The organism is Rhizobium sp. BK512, from assembly GCF_014194915.1.
Lineage (GTDB): Bacteria > Pseudomonadota > Alphaproteobacteria > Rhizobiales > Rhizobiaceae > Rhizobium.
This window is the reverse complement of record NZ_JACIAS010000010.1, coordinates 225,596-245,158: the sequence shown is the minus strand read 5'-3', so window position 1 is coordinate 245,158 and position 19,563 is coordinate 225,596. Positions and strand designations below refer to the sequence as shown.

The 19,563-nt window shown below is 59.7% G+C and carries 20 protein-coding genes; 7 read left to right on the top strand and 13 right to left on the bottom strand.

What is annotated here, in order from left to right; translation table 11 throughout:
• The first annotated feature begins 79 nt into the window (after positions 1 to 79).
• Positions 80 to 748 (top strand): DUF1345 domain-containing protein, encoded by a 669-nt coding sequence (locus FHX06_RS30255; RefSeq protein WP_113145455.1) that lies wholly within the window; start codon positions 80 to 82, stop codon positions 746 to 748.
• Here FHX06_RS30255 and FHX06_RS30250 read toward each other — a convergent pair.
• A complete protein-coding gene (locus FHX06_RS30250) occupies positions 745 to 1,545 on the bottom strand; it encodes an anti-sigma factor family protein (RefSeq protein ID WP_183881951.1) in 801 nt (266 codons plus the stop codon). The genes FHX06_RS30255 and FHX06_RS30250 overlap by 4 nt on opposite strands.
• Positions 1,542 to 2,297, bottom strand: a complete 756-nt coding sequence (locus FHX06_RS30245; protein ID WP_183881949.1) for a sigma-70 family RNA polymerase sigma factor — start codon at positions 2,295 to 2,297, stop codon at positions 1,542 to 1,544. Before FHX06_RS30245 ends, FHX06_RS30250 begins: the two co-directional genes overlap by 4 nt.
• 298 nt (positions 2,298 to 2,595) lie before the next feature.
• Here FHX06_RS30245 and FHX06_RS30240 point away from each other — a divergent pair, with 298 nt between their 5' ends.
• From FHX06_RS30240 to FHX06_RS30230, 3 genes are all read left to right on the top strand, one after another.
• Positions 2,596 to 3,570, top strand: a complete 975-nt coding sequence (locus tag FHX06_RS30240; RefSeq protein ID WP_183881947.1) for an MBL fold metallo-hydrolase — start codon at positions 2,596 to 2,598, stop codon at positions 3,568 to 3,570.
• 20 nt (positions 3,571 to 3,590) lie between these two features.
• On the top strand, positions 3,591 to 4,064 hold the full coding sequence (locus FHX06_RS30235) for a tetratricopeptide repeat protein (protein WP_113015444.1): 474 nt from the start codon (positions 3,591 to 3,593) through the stop codon (positions 4,062 to 4,064).
• 62 nt (positions 4,065 to 4,126) lie between these two features.
• Positions 4,127 to 4,585 (top strand): DoxX family protein, encoded by a 459-nt coding sequence (locus tag FHX06_RS30230; protein ID WP_183881945.1) that lies wholly within the window; start codon positions 4,127 to 4,129, stop codon positions 4,583 to 4,585.
• 37 nt (positions 4,586 to 4,622) lie between these two features.
• On the opposite strand, the gene FHX06_RS30225 is transcribed toward FHX06_RS30230, so the two are convergent.
• Positions 4,623 to 4,796 carry a DUF1328 domain-containing protein gene (locus tag FHX06_RS30225; protein ID WP_007817547.1) on the bottom strand — a complete coding sequence of 58 codons (174 nt, stop codon included), beginning with the start codon at positions 4,794 to 4,796 and terminating at the stop codon, positions 4,623 to 4,625.
• A gap of 183 nt (positions 4,797 to 4,979) precedes the next feature.
• Between FHX06_RS30225 and FHX06_RS30220 the strand changes: the two genes are divergently transcribed.
• Positions 4,980 to 5,603, top strand: coding sequence for a YjbE family putative metal transport protein (locus FHX06_RS30220; protein ID WP_183881943.1), 624 nt, complete (start codon positions 4,980 to 4,982; stop codon positions 5,601 to 5,603).
• Positions 5,604 to 5,609: 6 nt separating this feature from the next.
• Here FHX06_RS30220 and FHX06_RS30215 read toward each other — a convergent pair whose 3' ends face one another.
• The 7 genes from FHX06_RS30215 to FHX06_RS30185 form a co-directional block, all read right to left on the bottom strand.
• A complete protein-coding gene (locus FHX06_RS30215) occupies positions 5,610 to 6,716 on the bottom strand; it encodes a helix-turn-helix transcriptional regulator (RefSeq protein WP_183881941.1) in 1,107 nt (368 codons plus the stop codon).
• A gap of 185 nt (positions 6,717 to 6,901) precedes the next feature.
• Positions 6,902 to 8,329 (bottom strand): gamma-aminobutyraldehyde dehydrogenase, encoded by a 1,428-nt coding sequence (locus tag FHX06_RS30210; protein ID WP_183881939.1) that lies wholly within the window; start codon positions 8,327 to 8,329, stop codon positions 6,902 to 6,904.
• 59 nt (positions 8,330 to 8,388) lie between these two features.
• On the bottom strand, positions 8,389 to 9,204 hold the full coding sequence (locus FHX06_RS30205) for an ABC transporter permease (protein ID WP_112968718.1): 816 nt from the start codon (positions 9,202 to 9,204) through the stop codon (positions 8,389 to 8,391).
• A complete protein-coding gene (locus tag FHX06_RS30200; RefSeq protein ID WP_183881937.1) occupies positions 9,194 to 10,156 on the bottom strand; it encodes an ABC transporter permease in 963 nt (320 codons plus the stop codon). The genes FHX06_RS30205 and FHX06_RS30200 overlap by 11 nt, the downstream gene beginning before the upstream one ends.
• Positions 10,153 to 11,139, bottom strand: a complete 987-nt coding sequence (locus FHX06_RS30195) for an ABC transporter ATP-binding protein (protein ID WP_113015450.1) — start codon at positions 11,137 to 11,139, stop codon at positions 10,153 to 10,155. The genes FHX06_RS30200 and FHX06_RS30195 overlap by 4 nt, the downstream gene beginning before the upstream one ends.
• A 208-nt stretch (positions 11,140 to 11,347) precedes the next feature.
• A complete protein-coding gene (locus FHX06_RS30190) occupies positions 11,348 to 12,508 on the bottom strand; it encodes an ABC transporter substrate-binding protein (RefSeq protein ID WP_112544335.1) in 1,161 nt (386 codons plus the stop codon).
• Positions 12,509 to 12,628: 120 nt separating this feature from the next.
• Complete coding sequence (locus tag FHX06_RS30185; RefSeq protein ID WP_183881935.1) at positions 12,629 to 13,537, bottom strand: LysR family transcriptional regulator; 909 nt, start codon at positions 13,535 to 13,537, stop codon at positions 12,629 to 12,631.
• Between the two features lie 179 nt (positions 13,538 to 13,716).
• On the opposite strand from FHX06_RS30185, the gene FHX06_RS30180 reads away from it, so the two are divergent.
• On the top strand, positions 13,717 to 14,439 hold the full coding sequence (locus FHX06_RS30180) for a hypothetical protein (protein WP_112968723.1): 723 nt from the start codon (positions 13,717 to 13,719) through the stop codon (positions 14,437 to 14,439).
• Positions 14,440 to 14,451: 12 nt separating this feature from the next.
• Here the strand turns inward: FHX06_RS30180 and FHX06_RS30175 are convergent, their stop codons facing one another.
• The gene (locus tag FHX06_RS30175; protein WP_112544329.1) at positions 14,452 to 15,342 is read right to left on the bottom strand and encodes an AraC family transcriptional regulator; all 891 of its coding nucleotides are present in this window, start codon (positions 15,340 to 15,342) and stop codon (positions 14,452 to 14,454) included.
• 132 nt (positions 15,343 to 15,474) lie between these two features.
• Between FHX06_RS30175 and FHX06_RS30170 the strand changes: the two genes are divergently transcribed.
• Complete coding sequence (locus tag FHX06_RS30170) at positions 15,475 to 16,227, top strand: SDR family NAD(P)-dependent oxidoreductase (protein WP_113145464.1); 753 nt, start codon at positions 15,475 to 15,477, stop codon at positions 16,225 to 16,227.
• A 75-nt stretch (positions 16,228 to 16,302) separates the two neighbouring features.
• Here the strand turns inward: FHX06_RS30170 and lysS are convergent, their stop codons facing one another.
• Positions 16,303 to 17,799 (bottom strand): lysine--tRNA ligase, encoded by a 1,497-nt coding sequence (gene lysS / locus FHX06_RS30165; protein ID WP_112968726.1) that lies wholly within the window; start codon positions 17,797 to 17,799, stop codon positions 16,303 to 16,305.
• A gap of 22 nt (positions 17,800 to 17,821) precedes the next feature.
• A complete protein-coding gene (gltX, locus tag FHX06_RS30160; protein ID WP_112544324.1) occupies positions 17,822 to 19,276 on the bottom strand; it encodes a glutamate--tRNA ligase in 1,455 nt (484 codons plus the stop codon).
• Between the last annotated feature and the right edge of the window lie 287 nt (positions 19,277 to 19,563).

Genomic DNA, 19,563 nt, shown 5'->3' with positions numbered 1-19,563 from the left:
TGATGAAAGGCGCGGGTGCCGATGGCATCCGCGCCTTTTTCATGTTGATATCAAGGACATAGAGGCTCGGAGGATTGACGTGGCTGACGAGGATGACGGAAATTCGCTGGTGTCGCTTGCCTACAAGCACGCAAGCTTCATCCTTTCGGTGCTCGGTGGTCTGATCGTCTTTCTGCTGCTGACCTCGCGGGAGGTCAGCGCCAGCAATGTCCTGTTTGGCTGGAATGCCTCGGCGATCATCTTCATCGGGCTGAGTTGGCGCAAGATGCTTCGGGCGACGGTTGAAAGCATCAGGAAACGGTCCGAAGATCTCGACTTTTCCGATACTTTCCTGCTTTTCCTATCGATTGCAGCGGCTCTCGCCAGCATTGCCGGAATCGGCATCGAGCTTCATTCGATCAAGGATGCACCGGCGGATGTCGCGCTGTGGCGCGCCGCTGCTGCGATCCTGACTATCCTGATCTCCTGGTTTTTCCTGCACACGCTTTTCACGATCCATTACGCCCACTATTTCTATGGCGGTTCGGAAAAGTGCGAAGGGCTTAAATTCCCTGATGGAATCGAGGAGCCTGCCTATTGGGACTTCCTCTATTTCTCTTTCACGATCGGTGTCGCGGCACAGACGGCCGATGTGGCCGTAACCTCGACGACGATGCGCAAGTTCACCCTGCTGCATGCGCTGCTGTCGTTCCTGTTCAACACCACCATTCTCGCACTTGCGATCAATGTCGGCGCAAGCCTGCTCTAGAGTCTCTCCGCGGATCGGAAAAATCTCTCGAATTCTGCAAGGTCACCCGAAGCGACATCTGAAATCGCCCAGAACGTTAGTCCGCCGTCCGACCATTGTACCATGTTGTAGCCGTCGCGCTCTGTCGTCGTCTGGGTGCCCGAAGCCGTGGGCCAGATGAACAGGTTGATGACGTGGCCGTGGCGCCTGTAAACAAGGGCGGCAACGGCACGGCCGCCGATATAGTCCACGCGGCCCCCGACCAGCGGAAATCCGTCCTTCGTGAGATCGCTGACTGGCGGCGAGAAATCGATCTTGCCATTGAACCAGGGCTTCACCGTATGCTGGTCCGAGGTCAGGACGTCGGTCAGATGGTCGGCCATCATCGACCTGACATGGCTTGCCATGATCTCGTCCTGCAGGATGAGGGTCTGTGATGGAGTGTTGATGAACAGGAAAGCGCTTGCCGCCAAGACCGCCAGCGAGGGAATGAAACTCCACTGCCGCGAGAGGTCAAAGGCGCGGCGCCAGAAGGGCGGCCGGTGTGCTCGAGGCAAGCTGGAGGCGACCGCTGTCTGTTCGAAGGACAGCATGGACAGGACTTGTGAACGCAGGGCTTCGGGCGGCCTCCATCGGACGCCGTCCTGGTCGATGATCTTTTTCACCGCCCCAACCCTTTCCATCTCCGCCCGGCAGCTCTCGCAAGTCGCCAGATGACCCTCGAATTGCGCTGCATGGACGCCATCAAGTTCGCCGTCGACGAAGCCGTGGAGCATGATGCGCCATTCGGCGCAGGCATTTTGATGGGCTTCGCTCATCCTGCCGCCTCGCTCTTGTTGCATGCATCCCAGATGTCGGCGAACTCGCGCCGCGCCCTGGCAAGGCGCGACATGACGGTGCCGATCGGCGCATCGATGATTTCTGCGATCTGTCGGTAGGAGAGGTCTTCGAGTTCACGCAGCACGATGATTTCCCGCATCGTTTCGGGAAGCTTGCTGATGACGTCGCGAACACGCTGCTGCTCCGTCTGCCGGATCATCGCCGTTTCCGGCGAATCCTCTTCCGATGCCACTTGATAGCCTTCGTCTTCATCGGGATCGGCACCGCCGGTCTCGTCCAGATACCGTTCGAAACGGGCCTTGCGGCGATCCTGCTGGCGCCAGGCGTGGCAGCAATTCCTGACGATCGCAAACAGCCAGGAGCGCGGATCGCCGCCGCGATATGTCTCGAAATTGCGGTAGGCGCGCAGAAAGGCTTCCTGGACGATATCCTGCGCGGCCTCGGCGTCGCGGCTAAGGAAGCGGGCAAAATTGTAGGCCGCGTCGAGATGCGGGATAATCACGTCCTGAAAGCGATGCATGAATTCATGCTGGGTCGCCGCGTCGATCTTTGCGGCAATCCGTTCGCTGCCGGATTTCTCTGCAGCCATGAGATGGAACAGTCGCGTCACGCCGGCGAACAGCACCTGTAACGGTGATGGTCGAACATGGGCGCGCGGCGCCTGGCCGCCGAGCAGGAAACTCCAGTCGATCGATCCGACGGGATAGGTGATCTGAGCGTTTGTCATCATCCTCCCTGCCTCAACAGCAGCCGATTGGGACGTGAGAGCCGCAGGTATTGGATGCGGTCTCCTGCAGTCTAGACCGATCGACGCGCAGTTTTATTCCAGAAAATCTCGATTTATTTGCGCTGGGATCGACGTCAGCTCTGGGTAGTAAAAATAGTGTCGTTTTTCCAATGGGTTGAAAGAAATTTCGGGGAAATCGGGAATAAGCATCCGGTGCCTTCGATCTAGTTCGTCAGCGGGGACGTCAGAGCAATCGCAGTCTCCGCCAGTCGAAATGCCATCAACAAGAGGAGGCATAATCATGTTGTCAATGTCACGTCGCGCCGTCCTGGGATCGGCTGCCGCTGCGGCCGCATTCGGTCTGTCTTCGAAGATCGAATTCGTCATGCCGGCATTTGCCGAGACGCCGTTGGAACCGACAGTCGGCTTCTACAAATACAAGGTCGGCGATATCGAGGTCACGGCGATCTATGACGGTATCTGGAAAAAGCCGCACGACCCAGCCTTCATCAAGAACGCCTCGATCGAAGACACCAAGGAGGCGCTTTCCAAGGCCGGTCTTACGACCGAATTCATGCCGATCCCGCTGACGGTGGTCGTGCTGAAGGTCGGTGGTCGCACGATCATGATGGATGCCGGCTCCGGCGTCGGTCAGTGGCAGGAGAATGCCACGCATCTGCCGGCGAACATGGCGGCGGCCGGTATCGACTACAAGAAGATCGATACGATCATGATCTCGCATTTCCACCCCGATCATGTCTGGGGCCTGATGGAAAAGGGAACGAACAATCCCGTGTTCCCGAATGCAGAGCTCATCGTCAACGCGATGGAATACAACTGGTGGACGGAGCCCGGCCGCGTCGAAAAGCTTGCCGAAGGCAGAAAGCCGGCCGGCAAGCGCATCGCCGCCGTCTTCCCGAAATGGAAGAACTGGAAGCTGGTGGATGACGGGGCCGAAGTCGCGCCCGGCGTCCGGCTGCTGTCGGCACCCGGCCATACGCCTGGTCATTCGACCTATCTGGTGAGCTCCGGAAACAAGCAGCTGCTCGTCTCCGCAGACATCATGTACGTGCCTGCGCTGCTCGCGCCGCATCCCGACTGGCAGGGCAGCTACGACCAGGACGGACCGACGGCGATAGACACGCGTCGCCGTCTCATCGATCGCGTCATCGCAGACAATATCGCGATCTGCGGTTCGCACTTTCCGTTCCCCGGCTCAGGCACCTTCGTCAAGGACGGAAGCGCCTATGGCTTTACCCCGACAATCCAGGCCTGAAAGGCTCCAAGGAGACGATCATGATCAAGACCAGCAAATACGTGGTTCTAACCTTCATCGGCCTTTGCGCCGCTTCCGCCGGCTTTACGGCGATCAGTGCGCTGCCGGCTTTTGCCGTCGACAACATGGAATCGACGGACGCACCGGACCTTACTTCGGTGCGTGCCAAGATCGACGCCAAGGACTATGCCGGCGCGCTCCAGGAGCTCCGCGACCTCGCTGAAGATAACCAGCAGGCAGACGTGTATAATCTGATGGGCTTCACGCTGCGCAAGACCGGCGACTTCAAGACGTCGCTGACCTATTACACCAAGGCGCTGGAACTGCAGCCGGATCACAAAGCGGCACGCGAATATCTCGGCGAACTCTATATCGAGACCGGCGACATGGCGAAGGCCGAGGAGCAGGTGTCCGTGCTCAAGCAGCTCTGCCCTACGGGCTGCGAAGAGCTTGAGGACCTGCAAGATGCCATCGCAGCGAAAGGAGGCAACTAACCGGCATGTAGACTGCAAGGCAGGCGGGTCTACCGCCTGCTTTCTTCGAAGAGGAGGTTACAATGGAAAACGCTTTAGCGGAAAACGCTTCGGGCCGGGTTCGGCTGGCCGATCTCATTCTTCTACTTGGCAGGCTCCTGCTGGCCCTGATTTTCCTGCATGAAGGCGCGACGCTTGCGGCCGATATGACTGCTACGCTCGCTGCCTTTCAGAAGCTCGGATTGCCGGCGATCGTGACATTTGGTGTCGTCGCCCTGCAGCTCGGCGCCGGTCTCTCCGTTGCCGCTGGCCTGTTGAGCCGGCTCGGCTCAGTGGCGCTAGGGCTGTTCTGCCTCGCTACGGCCTTTCTGTTTCATACCAACTTTGCGAGCCAGAACGAGTTGCTGCATTTCGAGAAGGATCTTGCAATAGCCGGCGGCATGTTCGTCCTGGCGGTGAGGGGCGCTGGATCGATATCAATCGACAATCTCGTGAAGCGACAGGTGAAGGAGGTGCATCCCTGGCTCAAGGCGGTGCTCTAGCCAACGGAGGTCGCAAGCACCGCCGTCACACCCGCCGTCAGAAGATCGCCTGTCCTGCCATCAGGGCCAGGATAAGGAAGATCAGGAAGACAACGAGGAATATGCCGAAGAGCACGCGGGCGATCGTTGCGGTCGCCGCAGAGATGCCGGAGAAGCCGAAAAAGCCGGCGACGATCGAAATTACCAGAAATATCAGAGCCCATTTTAACATGGATATCCTCCTTCCGTGATTGCCGGGAGAAGACGCGCCAAAGCCGATTTTGTTCCAAATTGCTAGAATGGAACGCCCGTCCCTGAAGGCGCATTACTTTGCCCCGCAAAGGCTTTTCAAAGAGGTCCCGATCTGCTTGAAGGGATCGTCATCGATTTGCCCCATCGACGAAAGCCATCGTCCATGAATGCCTTTCTGGACCCCCAGGTCATATCCGCCTATCTCGAAGTGATCATGATCAACATCATCCTGTCGGGGGATAATGTGATTGTCATCGGCATGGCCGCCGCCGGCCTCTCCGCCGATTTGCGCGGGAAAGCGATCGTCGCCGGCATTGCCGCAGCCGCCGTCGTCCGCATCGTTTTTGCCGTTATCGCCGCCCAGTTGCTCTTCATCAAGGGCATCACGCTCGTCGGCGGCCTGCTGCTTCTGTGGATCTGCTGGACGATGTTCGGCGAGTTGCGGGAGAGGGGCGAAGAGGGGGCTCAGGAGGAAGCCGGCCACCACGCTCACAGGCCTAAACTTTTCCGGAAGGCGATCGGCCAGATCATCTTTGCGGACCTTTCCATGTCGCTCGACAATGTCCTGGCCGTCGCCGGTGCCGCGAAGTCGAACATGCACGCCTTGATCTTCGGCCTTATCCTTTCCGTCATCCTGATGGGCGTCGCATCCAGCCTCGTGGCAAGACTGCTTAACCGCTTCCGCTGGATCGGCTGGATCGGCCTTGCCATCATCGTTTATGTGGCGCTCGACATGATATGGGAAGGCGGCATTGAGCTGTTCGCACTTTATGGTCAGGCCCAATAACCGGGTCTAGATTTTCAGGCTTGAGAGCAGCGATATAAGCTGGGACTGGCGCTGTGTGCCCGTCTTGGCGAGAACCTTCTTCACATAGCCGCGCGTCGTCTCATAGGTCAGGCCGGATATTTCGGCGATCTGGCGTGGCGATGAACCATCCATCAGCAGGCGCGCTACCGTCGTTTCCTGAGGCGTGAGCGAAAAGAGCCGGCGCAGCAGGTCGCGGCTTGGGGCCACTCGCTCCGAGAGGTCCGTGATGATCGCGACTGCGGCGGAATGCGAGAAGAGTTCGGCAGGTACACCGTTCAGCCGCTGGGCACGGATTATCAGCGGCGCCTTTCCGGGACGGGAAAACAGGACCGGCGTGGAAGCGGCCGGATTGGTGAGGGGCTCCTTCGAAAGCGTTGCCTGCAGGTGGCGGCGCAGGAGCCCCGTCTCTTCCTGGCGGAGAGTGACGAGTTCGCGATCGGCAATCCGGATGTTGTCGTCGAGCAGCATCTCCGCCCGCTGGTTCAGCCTGGTGATGCGGCCAAAACGATCGAAGAAGACCACGGCGGTGCCGGCGAGCTCGAATGCCTCGCTCATGCTGTCGATCTTGGCAACATGCAGCGTGCGGATGATTTCGGCGGCGGCAGTCAGCCTCGACTGCATCTTCACAAGCACGCGCTCATCATCGCGATCGAAGGGCTGGTCTTGAATCCGGCGCTGCAGGTTGAGGCTCAGCATCGTATCACCGGAGGTGAAGCCCACCATGGCGGAATAGCGGAAGCGGAAGCGGGCCAGGAACTCGGTGTAGAAGCTCTCGTGCTTGAATTCTTCCTCGCCGGCGATGTCGTGTTCGATGACGACGCTCTTGGCCATCGCAACCGCCAGGCCGCGTTCGCGAAAGTCACGCTGATACCATTCCTCGTCGAAATAAACCTTGAAGGCCTCCAGCAAATTCGGGGTGGTCAGGAAGCCGGCGGGGAATTTCCCGCGCACCGGCATGATATGCGTGCCGATGGAACCGGTGGCACGGCTGATCTGCTCCAGCGTGCGCTCCCAGCTTGCCGGCATAAGAGCGGATTCCAGCAACCCGTCTAAAGCCGTTTCAAGCTCGGAGATATCAATGCGCGTCGCCATGAGTAGGTAATGCCTGACCGATCTCTTTCATCCGACAAGGAAGCACACTTATCGCGAGCCGACAAATAGTGTGAAACGGCAATTCCACGTTTAGAAATAGTATTTGCAGTTGTATTACGACAAAGTGACAAAAGTCACTGATGGCGACAGTGACTTTTGAATCAGATCAAGATTTTGCCGTTCAACTATCCGTGATTGATCATAACGTGACGGACGGCGGTATAGTCTTCCAGAGCGTAGACAGACATGTCCTTGCCGTAGCCTGATTGCTTGAGGCCGCCGTGCGGCATCTCGTTGACCAGCATGAAATGCGTGTTGATCCAGGTGCAGCCATATTGCAGGCGAGCAGCAGTCTTCATGCCGCGGCCGATATCCCTGGTCCAGACGGATGAGGCGAGGCCGTAATCGCTGTCGTTTGCCCAGTTCACCGCATCCTCTACCTCGGTGAAGCGGGTGACAGAGACGACGGGTCCGAAAACTTCACGGCGGACGATCTCGTCTTCCTGCGTTGCACCCGCGACGACCGTCGGCGCGAAGAAGAAGCCCTTATCGCCAGAGATCCTGCCGCCGGTGGTGATTTCCATATGCCTATGTTCGGAGGCGCGGGTGACGAAGCTTTCGACACGGTCGCGCTGGCGCTTGGAAATCAACGGGCCAATTTCGTTCTCGGTGTCGTCAGCCTGGTTGAAGCGGATGCTGGAGACGGCCGATGTCAGGTCGGCGACGAAATTGTCGTAGACCTTCGCATCAGCGTAGATCCGGCAAGCGGCTGTACAGTCCTGGCCGGCATTATAGTAACCGAAGGTGCGGATGCCGGCGACGACTGCATCGATATCGGCGTCATCGAAGACGATGACCGGCGCCTTGCCGCCAAGTTCCAGATGGGTGCGCTTGACGGTCTTGGCAGCGGCCTGCAGCACTTTCTTACCGGTCGCAATGTCGCCGGTGATCGATACCATGTTGATCTTCGGATGGTTGATCAGGGCGTTGCCGACACTCTCGCCGCGGCCGAGAACGATGTTGACAACGCCTTCGGGGAGGATATCGGCAAGGAGCTTTGCCATCTTCAGCGCCGTCAGCGGCGTCTGTTCAGACGGCTTGAAGACCACGGTATTACCACCGGCGATGGCGGGTGCGAGCTTCCAGGCCATCATCATCAGCGGGTAGTTCCAGGGCGCAATCGATCCGACGATGCCGATCGGGTCACGTCGGATCATCGAAGTGTGGCCGGGAAGATATTCGCCGGAGACCGGTCCGTGCAGATTGCGCACGGCACCGGCGAAGAAGCGGTAGCAATCGACGATGGCGGGGATTTCATCATTCAGCACGGCATTGATCGGTTTGCCGCAGTTCAGCGCCTCGAGCGTGGCGAAGCCCTGCGCATCCTTTTCAATGGCGTCGGCAATTTTCAGGAGGTAGGCAGAACGTTCGGATGGTGTCGTCTGCGACCAGGCGACAAAGGCTTTCTCGGCCGCATCCACGGCGGCGTCGATCTGGCCGAGCGAGGCTTCCGCAAGGTTCAGCACCGTTTCGCCCGTCTTCGGGTTCAGAATGTGCTCTTCCGTTTCCGTGCCGCTTTCGAAGCGGGAACCGATCAGCATTTGCGTGTCCATGGGCGTTCTCCCTTGTGGTTGATCGTGTGGGGCGGAGGGGGTTCCGCATCCCGCTCCGGTTATTTGCCGGCGCCGGCGATCTGGTCGCCGTCGCGAGTGAGGTAATAGGCTGCCAGGATCGGCAGGAAGGTGACGAGCACGACGACCATGGCGACCACATTGGTGACCGGGCGCTGACGGGGGCGGATCAACTCTTCGAGCATCCAGATCGGCAGCGTGGATTGCTGGCCGCCGGTGAAGGTGGTGACGATCACCTCATCGAAGGAGAGGGCAAAGGCGAGCATGCCGCCGGCGAGAAGCGCGGTGCCGATATTCGGCAGGATGACATGGCGGAAGGTCTGGAAGCCGTCGGCACCCAGATCCATCGAGGCTTCGATCAGCGAGGCCGATGTCCGTCGGAAGCGGGCAACGGCGTTGTTGTAGACGACGACGACGCAGAAGGTGGCGTGACCGAGCACGATCGTCCAGACCGAGAAGGGGATGTCGAAGAGGCTGAAGGCGGAGCGAAGCGCAATGCCGGTGATGATGCCGGGAAGCGCGATCGGCAGAATGACGAGCAGCGAGATCGCTTCACGGCCAAAGAATTTCGTCTGGCTCACGGCGGCCGCACAGAGCGTGCCGAGGATCAGCGCAATCACGGTCGCGATGCAGGCAACCTGCAGCGAGAGGCCAAGAGCCGACCAGACATCCGGGCGGTTCCAGGCGATGCCGAACCATTGCAGCGTCAGGCCTGGCGGTGGCCACTGGTAGCTCTTCTCTTCCGTCGTGAAGGCATAGACGAAGATCAGCAGGATCGGCAGATGCAGGAAGAGCAGGCCGCCGGCGGCTGCGATCTTCAGGACGAGGGGTGATTTCTGTCCGCGGTCAGAGCGCATCGAAGGCTCCCATGCGTTTGGCGAGCCACAGATAGATCGCCATGATGGCAATCGGCACTACGGAGAAGGCAGCGGCGAGCGGTACGTTGCCGGCCGTTCCCTGTTGCGTATAGACCGCCTGGCCGATGAAGAGACGGGATGAGCCGATGATCTGCGGGATGATGTAATCGCCCAAAGTCAGCGAGAAGGTGAAAATCGAGCCTGCGACGATGCCGGGCAGCGCCAGCGGGAAAAGCACGGTTCGGAACGTTTGGCGTGGCGTAGCGCCAAGATCGGCTGAGGCCTCGATCAGGTTGCCCGGCACGCGCTCGAGGGCTGCTTGCGTCGGCAGGATCATATAGGGCAGCCAGATATAGACGAAGACGATGAAGGTGCCGAGGTAGCTGACGGAGAGCGAATTGCCGCCTACGATGGGCAAAGCGAGTACGCCGTCGAGAAGCCAGGACAGATGGAACCTCTCGAAAAACCAGGTGAGGATACCTTCCTTCGCGAGGATCAATTTCCAGGCGTAGATCTTGACGAGATAGCTCGACCAGAGCGGCATCATGACGCCAAGATAGAAGAGGGCCTTCCATTTTCCTTGCGCATAGCGGGCCGCATAATAGGCGGTTGGAAAGGCAACGAGGGCCGAGGCGACCGTCACCAGCGCCGCCATCAGGATTGTTCTGATGATGATGTCGAAATTGCTGGGGTTTAGAAGCTGGGCATAGGTGTCGAGGGTGAACTCGTAATTCACCATCCCCGAGAAATCGTCGATCGAGAAGAAGCTCTGCAGCAGCAGCGCTATCAGCGAGCCGATATAGATGATGCCGAGCCAGAGAAGCGGTGGGGTCAGCATCAGGAAGAGCAGCAGTTTCGGGTGGCGCCACAAGCTGTCCGAAAGGCGGCCGAAGAAACCGCCACGTTGCGGCAGGATCGAAGTCTCGGGCTTGGTGATTGCTAGCGCCGTCATGCCGCATCATCCATATAGTGCACGTCGCCCTGCTGCCAGGAAAGGCGGATGGCGGTGCCGATATCGGGCACGTCGCTGCCGGCCGGCAGCATGACGTGAAGACGCGATCCCCTGGTCTCGACGGCAAGCCGGGTCGCCGCACCCAGGAAGCTGGCATTTTCGACCCTGGCTTCAATGCCGTCAGCTGCGATGTGGATTGCTTCCGGCCGCAGGCTCGCCCAGCGTTTCTCGCCGCCAAGGGCTGTCATGACATCGGGGGCGATGACATTCGACGAGCCGACGAAATCGGCAACGAAGCGTGTTTTCGGACGCCGATAAATGTCCTGGGGGGTGCCGTGCTGGACGATGCCGCCGTTGTTGAAGACCGCGACGCGGTCGGCCATGGAGAGCGCTTCGCCCTGGTCGTGGGTGACGAAGATGAAAGTGATGCCAAGCGCGCGCTGCAGGCTCTTCAACTCCTCCTGCATCTGCTCGCGTAGTTTCAGGTCCAGGGCGCCAAGCGGTTCGTCGAGCAGGAGTACCCGTGGCTTGTTGACGAGTGCACGGGCGAGCGCCACACGCTGGCGCTGGCCGCCGGAGAGTTGGCCGGGACGGCGGCTGCCATAGCCGGGCAGCTTCACCAGTTCCAGTGCCTTCTCGGCTTCCTTGATCCGCTCCGTCTTGCCGACGCCCTTGACCATCAGCCCGTAGGCGACGTTGTCGAGTATATCGAGATGCGGGAAGAGCGCGTAGTCCTGAAAGACGGTGTTGACGTTGCGGCGATAGGGCGGAACGCCTTCGGCGGTTTCGCCGAAGATTTCGATATGTCCCGATGTCGGCTGTTCGAAGCCTGCGATCAGCCGCAGGCAGGTTGTCTTGCCGGAACCGGACGGGCCGAGCATGGCGAAGAACTCGCCGGGGACGATTTCAAGGTCAACGCCATCGACGGCGCGCACCGCGCCGAAATGGCGAGACACCTTCTGGAAACGGACGGCTGACGTCATGGAAGCTCCGGACCTGTATCATTCGAGGGAGGCATTGGCCTTCGTTCTAAACGCGCTGCCCCAAACCCCTCCCCACAAGGGGGAGGGGCTTAACCTGCGGCGCCCACTCTCAAACCTTTCGGCGTTTCAGCAGGAATGCGGCGGTGCCACTCCGGCCCCTCGACTTTGCGAGGAGTTGGGAAAGGCACTTACGTTGATCGGCCTGGCGTCAACGCCCGCCGATCACGCCGATATAATCCGACACCCAGCGATGATAGGGCACGCATTCGCTCTCGGTCGTGCATTTGGCGACCGGAGTCTTCCAGAACTTGATCTTTTCGAAGTGATCGTAACCGTTGCCGTTGCAGCCGGTGTCGGTCAGCAGCTCGTTGCCCTTGCAGGCTGCCGGAACCGAGGGAACGGCGCCGAACCAGGCGGCGGCATCGCCCTGTACTTTCGCCTTCAGGGAGTGTTCCATCCACATATAGGCGCAGTTCGGATGCTCGCTGTCGGCGTGCAGCATGGTCGTGTCAGCCCAGCCAGTTACCCCTTCTTCGGGGAAGGTCGAAGCGATCTTCTGCTTGTCTGCCTGCATCAGATTGACCTGGAACGGCCAGGAGCCGGAGGCAACGACACCTTCGTTCTTGAAGTCGTCGACCTGGATCATCGCATCATGCCAGTAGCGCGAAACAAGCTTGCGCTGGCCACGCAGCAGGTCGAGGGCGGCCTTGTACTGATCCTCGTTGAGCTCGTAAGGATCCTTGATGCCGAGATCGGGCTTGTGCGCCATCAGATACATGGCCGCATCGGCGATATAGATCGGGCCGTCATAGGCCTGGACGCGGCCCTTGTTGGACTTACCATCAGGCAGGTTCTGCTCTTCGAAGACGACGTTCCAGCTCGTCGGCGCCTTATCCTTGAAAGTGTCCGTGTTGTACATCAGTACGTTCGGGCCCCAGAGATAAGGCACGCCGTAGTGGACGCCGTTCACCGTATGCCAGGGCGCATTCTGCAAGCGCTCGTCGATGGTCTTGAAGCTCGGAATCAGGTCGGTGTTGATCGGCTGGACGCGCTTGCCGGCCACAAGGCGCAGCGATGCGTCGCCCGAGGCTGTGACGAGGTCGAAGCCGCCTTCGTTCATCAGCGCCACCATTTCATCCGAGGTGGCGGCGGTCTTTACGGAAACCTTGCAGCCCGTTTCCTTCTCGAAGTCGGTGACCCAATCGTAATTCTTGTCGGTTTCACCGCGCTCGATATAGCCGGCCCAGGCGACGATGCTGACGGCGCCTTCTCCCTTGCCCAATTCCTTCAGCGGTTCGGCAGCGACAACCTGCGTCGCGAAGCTCAGGCTCGCGAGGGCAGCAGTGCACGATTTCAGAAGATGCTTCATCGTCTGTCTCCCGGTTCGGTGCCGCTTTTGCGGCGTTTTGTTCCCGGAAGAAAAGGTGACGCGGAAAGGCCGGTTTCGCAAATTCATTTATCAGAAAGCCGATATCGGAAATTCCGATACCTAGCGGGATCTTCCCGATCGCATGTTCTCGGCGATAGCCACGAAATCGCGCGCCGCCTGCGGCAGGCTGGAGCCCTTGCGCCAGACCATGCCGACCTGCACGACGGGCAGAGAACCGGAAACGTCGCGGCTCTCGATACGGTCGCCTTCCAGCGACCAGGGGCGATAGACAAGATCGGGCAGTAGCGCCACGCCCGCGCCCGTGGCAACCAGGCTGCGCACGGCTTCCACCGAGCGAGTGCGGAAGGCGACGTGTGGACGGGCGCCGAGTGCGGTCAATAGTTTGCCGGTATTCTCCTCGATTTCATCCACCGTCAGCATGATCAGCGGTTCGCGGGCGATATCGGCAACCGAGATAATATCGGCCGAGACCAGCGCATGCCCCATCGGTAGCCAGAGGCGATAGGGGGAGGTTTCCAGAATTTCTGCCTGGAGAGCCATGCGATCACGCAGATTTGAAATCACCATGACAGCGACATCCAGCTCGCCGCCGACCAGCAGATGTTCGAGATAACTGCCATTGTCCTCGATGGCGCTGACTTCGACGCCGGGGCAGGCCCGGCGATAGCGGGCCAGCAGGTCCGAAAGCACATAGCCGGCAACAAGCGAAGTAACGCCGATATTGAGCGTGCCGGAAGGTATGTTCTGCTGGGCGGAAAAGCTGGTGCGGGCATCGGAGACCGTTGCCAGGATTTTCGTGGCGTGCCGCAGGAACTGGTGACCATTGTGGGTGATCGAGAGCCCCCGCGGGTGGCGTTCGAACAACACGACCCCGAGGTCGCTTTCGAGTTCTTTCAGCGCCTCCGTTATCGATGATTGGGAGATCGACAGGTTCTGCGCGGCGCGTGTGACCGAGCCCTGTTCTGCAACGGCGACGAAATATTGTATCTGGCGAAGCGTGAAAGCCATGGCATTTTAGAGCATGCGCGTGAGCGCTCTGGCAAGCGCAGGAGCAGCCGGACCTTTTTTGGTATTTTGTCACTTCGAGACAAAGTCGGAAGGCCCACTTAAACATTCGGAAACGTCATTTCCCTAGCTTAACAGTCACTTGTATTGCGTTGGAGTTTTCAGATGGCGGAGCAGTTGGCGTGAAGGCCTTACTGCGCATATTCCGGCCTTCCCGGAAATTGGCTTTGATCATCGGTGGTAGCGCCCTGTTAGCGGGCGTTTCCGGCGGTGCTGCGGTCTATGTTGGCAAAGACAGGCTGCTGGGTGACGAGGAAGCCGCTGATGGCGTGGCCTGCACCGACGTCAATCTCGTGACGATCAAGAAGCAGGATCATGTCTGGGTCCGCAAATACATCAAGACCGAACCTGTCGACGGCATGACGCGCGTCAAGACGGCGTTGCGCGTCGCCCAGGCCGTCTATGAAGCGCAAAAGCCCGATCTGGTGCAGGTCGTCGTCCTCGACGAGAACGGTCCGACCCTGCGCTCGGACATTCGCGGTCGGGCGATCGGCGCCGACGTGGTCTATATTGCGCATCCCGACAAGATGGTCGAAGGTCTCGACGACAAACCCTATACGGCCCGTTATTACGACGGCAAGGCGAGTGAACAGGGCCTCTTCTACGGCGAACGCATCGAGTTGCCGGACGATCGGATCGCAACGCTGAATGCGAGCCTCAAGGACCCGGCCGATTGCATCGATCCAGTGGCCGTCGCCTCCACCAAGAAAGAGAGCAAGCCGGAAAAGGGCGCTGCGCCCAAGGAGGCTGAGGAACCGTCTGCCCAAGAGCAGGCTGCCAAGGATGCAGCCACTCCGGCGGGAGACGCTCCCGCAGAGGAGCCGCCCGTCAAGAGCGGCCACTAGTTCCGAAAACGATCAGGCAGCAGGCTTGATATTTTCCCTTATCAGTGAGGCATCGCGCGCCGGCGGCTGGCCGAAGAAGCGTGCGTATTCCCTGCTGAATTGCGAGGCGCTTTCATAGCCCACGGTGTAGGCGACCGAGGATGCATTTCCGGATTGGCCAATCAGAAGCTGGCGAGCCTGCAGCAATCGGATGCGTTTCTGGAACTGGATTGGGCTCATCGCCGTCACTGCCTTGAAATGGCGATGAAAGGCGGACACGCTCATCGAGGCGAGGCCGGCAAGCTTTTCGACCTCGACCGCCTCTGCGTAGTGATCGCGTACCCAGCGGATGGCGAGTCTTATCCGCGAGAGTGCGCTGTCGGGTGCCGCAATATCACGTAATATCCAGCCTTGTGGCCCCTGCAGCACGCGATAGAGGATTTCGCGTTCATAGGCAGGCGCAAGAGCCGGGATATCCTGGGGCCGCTCCATGAGCTGCAGCATTCTCAGCCAGGCACTGAGAAGTTCCGGTGTCATGCGGCAGACGGAATAACCGCCGCCTTGCCCCTCCTGATAGGTCTGTGGCGGGAGGTCGATGAGAAGGGCTGCCACCCTTGCCGGATCAAGCGACAGACTGACACCGATATAGGGCCTGTCGAGACCGGCTTGCTGCACTTTGCCAGTTGCGGGCATATCCACCGAGATGACGAAATAGGTGGTGGGGTCGTAGTAATAGTCCTGGCCGGCGATGGTGAGCGTCTTGCTGCCATCCACGATCAGGTTGACCATTGGCTCATAGATCGCCCCGAGCCTGTGCTCAGGGATCTCTCCCTTGACCATCAATATGCCGGGTATGCCGGTTTCCGTCGGGCGGTTTTCGGCGCGGGCCGTCAGGCGGCGCATCTCTTCGAACATTGTCTGCATGGGGGAATCCTGACCCAGCTCGTCATTGCGCGCAAGACAAAAGCAGGAATAGGCAAGAACGAGGCAGTTTCCGGCGGAGTAGCGGCCTCCCGTTTCCCCTAGCTTCCGGCCATCGAAAGCAAGGAGACACAGATGAAAATCGCAATCATTACCGGTGGCAGCCGGGGCATCGGTCAATCGGCAGCTCAGGAATGCGCGCGGCGCGGAATGGGGGTCATCCTGACCTACAACAGCCACAAGCCCGGCGCCGATGAAGCTGTGGCCGAGATCAAGGCGGCGGGCGGCCAGGCAGTCGCGCTGGCTTTGGATGTCGGCGATGCCGCAAGCTTTCCGTCCTTCGTTGAGGAGGTCAAGCGACTGCTTTCCACCTATTGGGGCCGCAGTGATTTCGATTGCCTCGTCAACAATGCCGGGTTCGGCATGTTCAATCTGATAGAGACGGTGACGACCGACCAGTTCGACGCGCTGATGAACGTGCACCTGAAGGGCCCGTTTTTCCTGACGCAGGCGCTGTTGCCGCTGATGGTGGATGGTGGCGTGATCCTCAATGTGACGAGCGCCTCGGTGCGTGTCGCAACGGCCGGTGTGGCGCCGTATGCCGCTCTCAAATCTGGGCTTGAGACCTTGACGCGGTATCAGGCGAAGGAGTTCGGCAACCGCAGGATCCGCGCCAATGCGGTCTCGCCTGGCGCTATTCGCACCAATCTGGCTGATGCCGCGCTGGACAAAAACCCGGAATTTGCGGCGCTGCTTGCCTCGCAGACGGCACTCGGCCGGATCGGAGAATCCGACGATGTCGGCCGGGTGATTGCCATGCTGGCGTCCGAGGACGGTGCCTGGATCAACGCGCAAACGATCGAGGTCGCCGGCGGCTACATGATCTGAGGCGGAATGTTTCAGGAAAAGCAAAACGGAGCGTCCTTTCGGGCGCTCCGTTTTGACGTTCAGGCAACTCGTTTCTCAGTCAGCCTTGGCGCGGCGGGCCGGGAACAGGATGACGTCGCGGATCGACGGCGCGTTGGTGAGGAGCATGATCAAGCGGTCGACGCCGATGCCGAGACCGCCGGCGGGCGGCATGCCCTGGTCGATCGCATCGAGGAATTCCTCGTCGAGCTGTTTTTCCTTCTCGCCGCGGGCATGCGCCTGCTCGAGCTGCTCCACCATGCGGCGGCGCTGTTCTTCCGGATCGTTGAGTTCGGAGAAAGCGTTGCCGAGTTCCCAGGCATTGCAATAGGTCTCAAAACGTTCAACGAGGCGGGGCTCGCCCGGCACTTCCTTGGCGAAGGGCGAAATGTCCTTCGGGAAATGCGTGACGTGCGACGGCTGGATCAGCGTCTGCTCCACCTTCTCTTCAAAGATGAAGGCGAGGCATTCGCCCCAGGTCCAGTCCTTCTCGACCGCGAAGCCGGCAGCCTTGGCGGCGGCGCGGGCTTCCTCGTCGGTCTTCATCGCCAGGAAGTCGATGCCGGTCACTTCCTTGACGGCGTCCGGCATCGGCACGCGCTTGAACGGACCCTTGAAGGACAGCGTCTTGTCGCCGAAGGGGAATTCCGTCGTGCCGTGGATGGAGAGCGCTAAGCTCTCGAACAGCCGCTCGACGAGGTCCATGATGTCCTCGTAGTCGGCATAGGCCCAGTAGCACTCCATCATGGTGAATTCCGGATTGTGCCGGGTGGAGACGCCTTCGTTGCGGAAGTTGCGGTTGATCTCGAAGACCTTGTCGGTGAGGCCCGAAACCAATGTGCGCTTCAGGAACAGTTCCGGCGCGATGCGCAGGTACATGTCGAGCTTCAGCGTGTTGTGATGCGTCTTGAACGGCTCGGCGGTGGCACCACCGTAGACCGAATGCAGCATCGGTGTCTCGACTTCCATGAAGCCGTCGTCTTCCATGAAACGGCGGATGCCGGAGAGGATCTTCGAGCGCTGCTGGAAGCGCAGCTTGGATTCCTCATTCGTCATGATGTCGAGATGGCGCTTGCGGTAGCGCAGTTCTATGTCGGAGAGGCCGTGCCACTTTTCGGGCATCGGCAGCAGCGACTTGGTCAGCATCTCGATCTTCTGGGCGTTGATGGTCAGTTCGCCGCGCTTGGTGCGACGTACAACGCCGGTGACGCCGATAATATCGCCGATGTCGATCATCGGCAGCAGCGCACGGGCTTCTTCCGGGGTCGTGTCCTTGTGACTGAAAATCTGGATCTTGCCGCCGGCATCGTGGATGTCCATGAACATGCCGGAGTTGCGCGACGAGTAGACGCGGCCGGCGACCGTCACGACATCCTGTGTCTCGACGTCGGGTTCCAGGTTCTCGTATTTCGCGGCCAGCTCGGCATTGGTCAGCGTGCGGTGGAAATGCGCCGGATACACGTCGCCGATCTGCTCGCGCAGCAGCTTCAGCTTCTGGGCGCGCACTTCCGTTGCATCGGAGGAAAGGGTGTTTTCGGTCTTGTTGTCAGCCATTGTCTGGATCCTCTGACTGTTCTTACTTCGAGCCGACGAGGGCGGCGACTGCCTGCGAGGCAAGCTTCAGGCGCTGACGCACGACGGAGCGACCGAGGATCGCCATGGAATCGAAAAGCGGCAGCGAGCGTGACGAGCCGGAAACGGCAACGAAGAGCGGAGCGACGACGACTTTCAGCTTCTTGCCCATGCGGTCGGCGATGGCGCGCAGTTCAGCTTCGATCGTCTCGACGTTCCATTCCAGGATCTTTTCGAGATCCGGCTGGACGGTATTGAGGATCTCCAGGATCTCTTCCGGCGGCGATTTGATCTTGGCGAAGTCGGACGGCTGCAGACCCAGATCGGACTTCAGCAGGAAGCCTGCGAGATCGGGCAGTTCGCCGAGCTTGGAAATGCGCGTCTGAGACAGGCGCAGGCCAGCCATCAGACGATCGTTTTCCATCGCCCAGGTGAGCACGCGGGCGCGGAAGTCTTCTTCCGACAGCTTTTCGCGGATCCAGCGGCCATTCAGCCAGTCGAGCTTCTGGATGTCGAAGATCGCACCGGCCTTGGAGAGGTTTTCCGGGTCGAACTTTTCGGAGAGCTCGTCCATGGTCAGCAGTTCTTCGCCTTCGGAAATCTGGATGAAGAACAGGCCGAGGAAATTCATCAGCGCTTCCGGGATATAGCCGAGCGCGGAATAGTAGGAGATCGAGGTCGGGTTCTTGCGCTTCGACAGCTTCGACTTATCGGCATTGCGCATCAGCGACAGATGCATGAATACCGGCTGGTCCCAGCCGAAATAGCGATAGAGCAGGATGTGCTTCGGCACGGAGGCCAGCCATTCCTCGCCGCGTGCCACATGGGTGATCTTCATCAGATGGTCGTCGATGACGTTTGCCATGTGATAGGTCGGCATGCCGTCGGCCTTGATGAGGACCTGCATGTCGACGGAATCCCACGGGATCGACACGTCGCCATAGACGCCGTCGGTGAAGTCGCATGAGCCTTCGGTCGGGATCTTCATGCGGATGACGGTGGTTTCGCCGGCGGCCATGCGCGAAGTGACTTCCTCGGCCTTCAGCGTCAGGCAGAGACCATCATACTTCGGCGGCTTGCCGGCGGCACGCTGGCCTTCGCGCATCTGCTCCAGCCGCTCGGGCGTGCAGAAACAGCGGAAGGCATGGCCCTTGTCCAGCAATTCCTGGGCGTAGGGCTGGTACATGTCCTTGCGGTCGGACTGGCGATAAGGGCCGTATGGGCCGCCGATATCGGGACCTTCCTTCCATTCCAGCCCGCACCACTTCAGCGCATCCAGCACTTTCGTCTCGAATTCAGGTGTCGAGCGCGTCGCATCTGTATCCTCGATGCGCAGGATGAACTCGCCGCCATGCTTCTTGGCAAAGAGGTAGTTGAAGAGAGCGATGTAAGCGGTGCCGACATGCGGCTCGCCGGTCGGCGAGGGAGCGATGCGGACGCGGACGCCGGAAGCTGTCATTTTTTATGTGCCCGTCAATGAATGCCGAGCGGCTTTTCAAGGAAAGCGACGTCGGCCTGGAGAACGCAGATATCTTTCGGAAGCCGGCTGGAGAAGGGCATCTGCCCGCATATTCCGCCGATTATCCGTATGGCTGCGCTTAGGCCATATTCAAAGGGGAACGTCAAGAAAAACCGCTTTTGGCGGGCTTCTGCGGACCCGCCCGCGCGAGGCCGTTGGGCAATATATTAAGCTCTCCCGTGCATTACTTCAGGCATTGAACAATCCATTGTTTTTATGAGTCATAT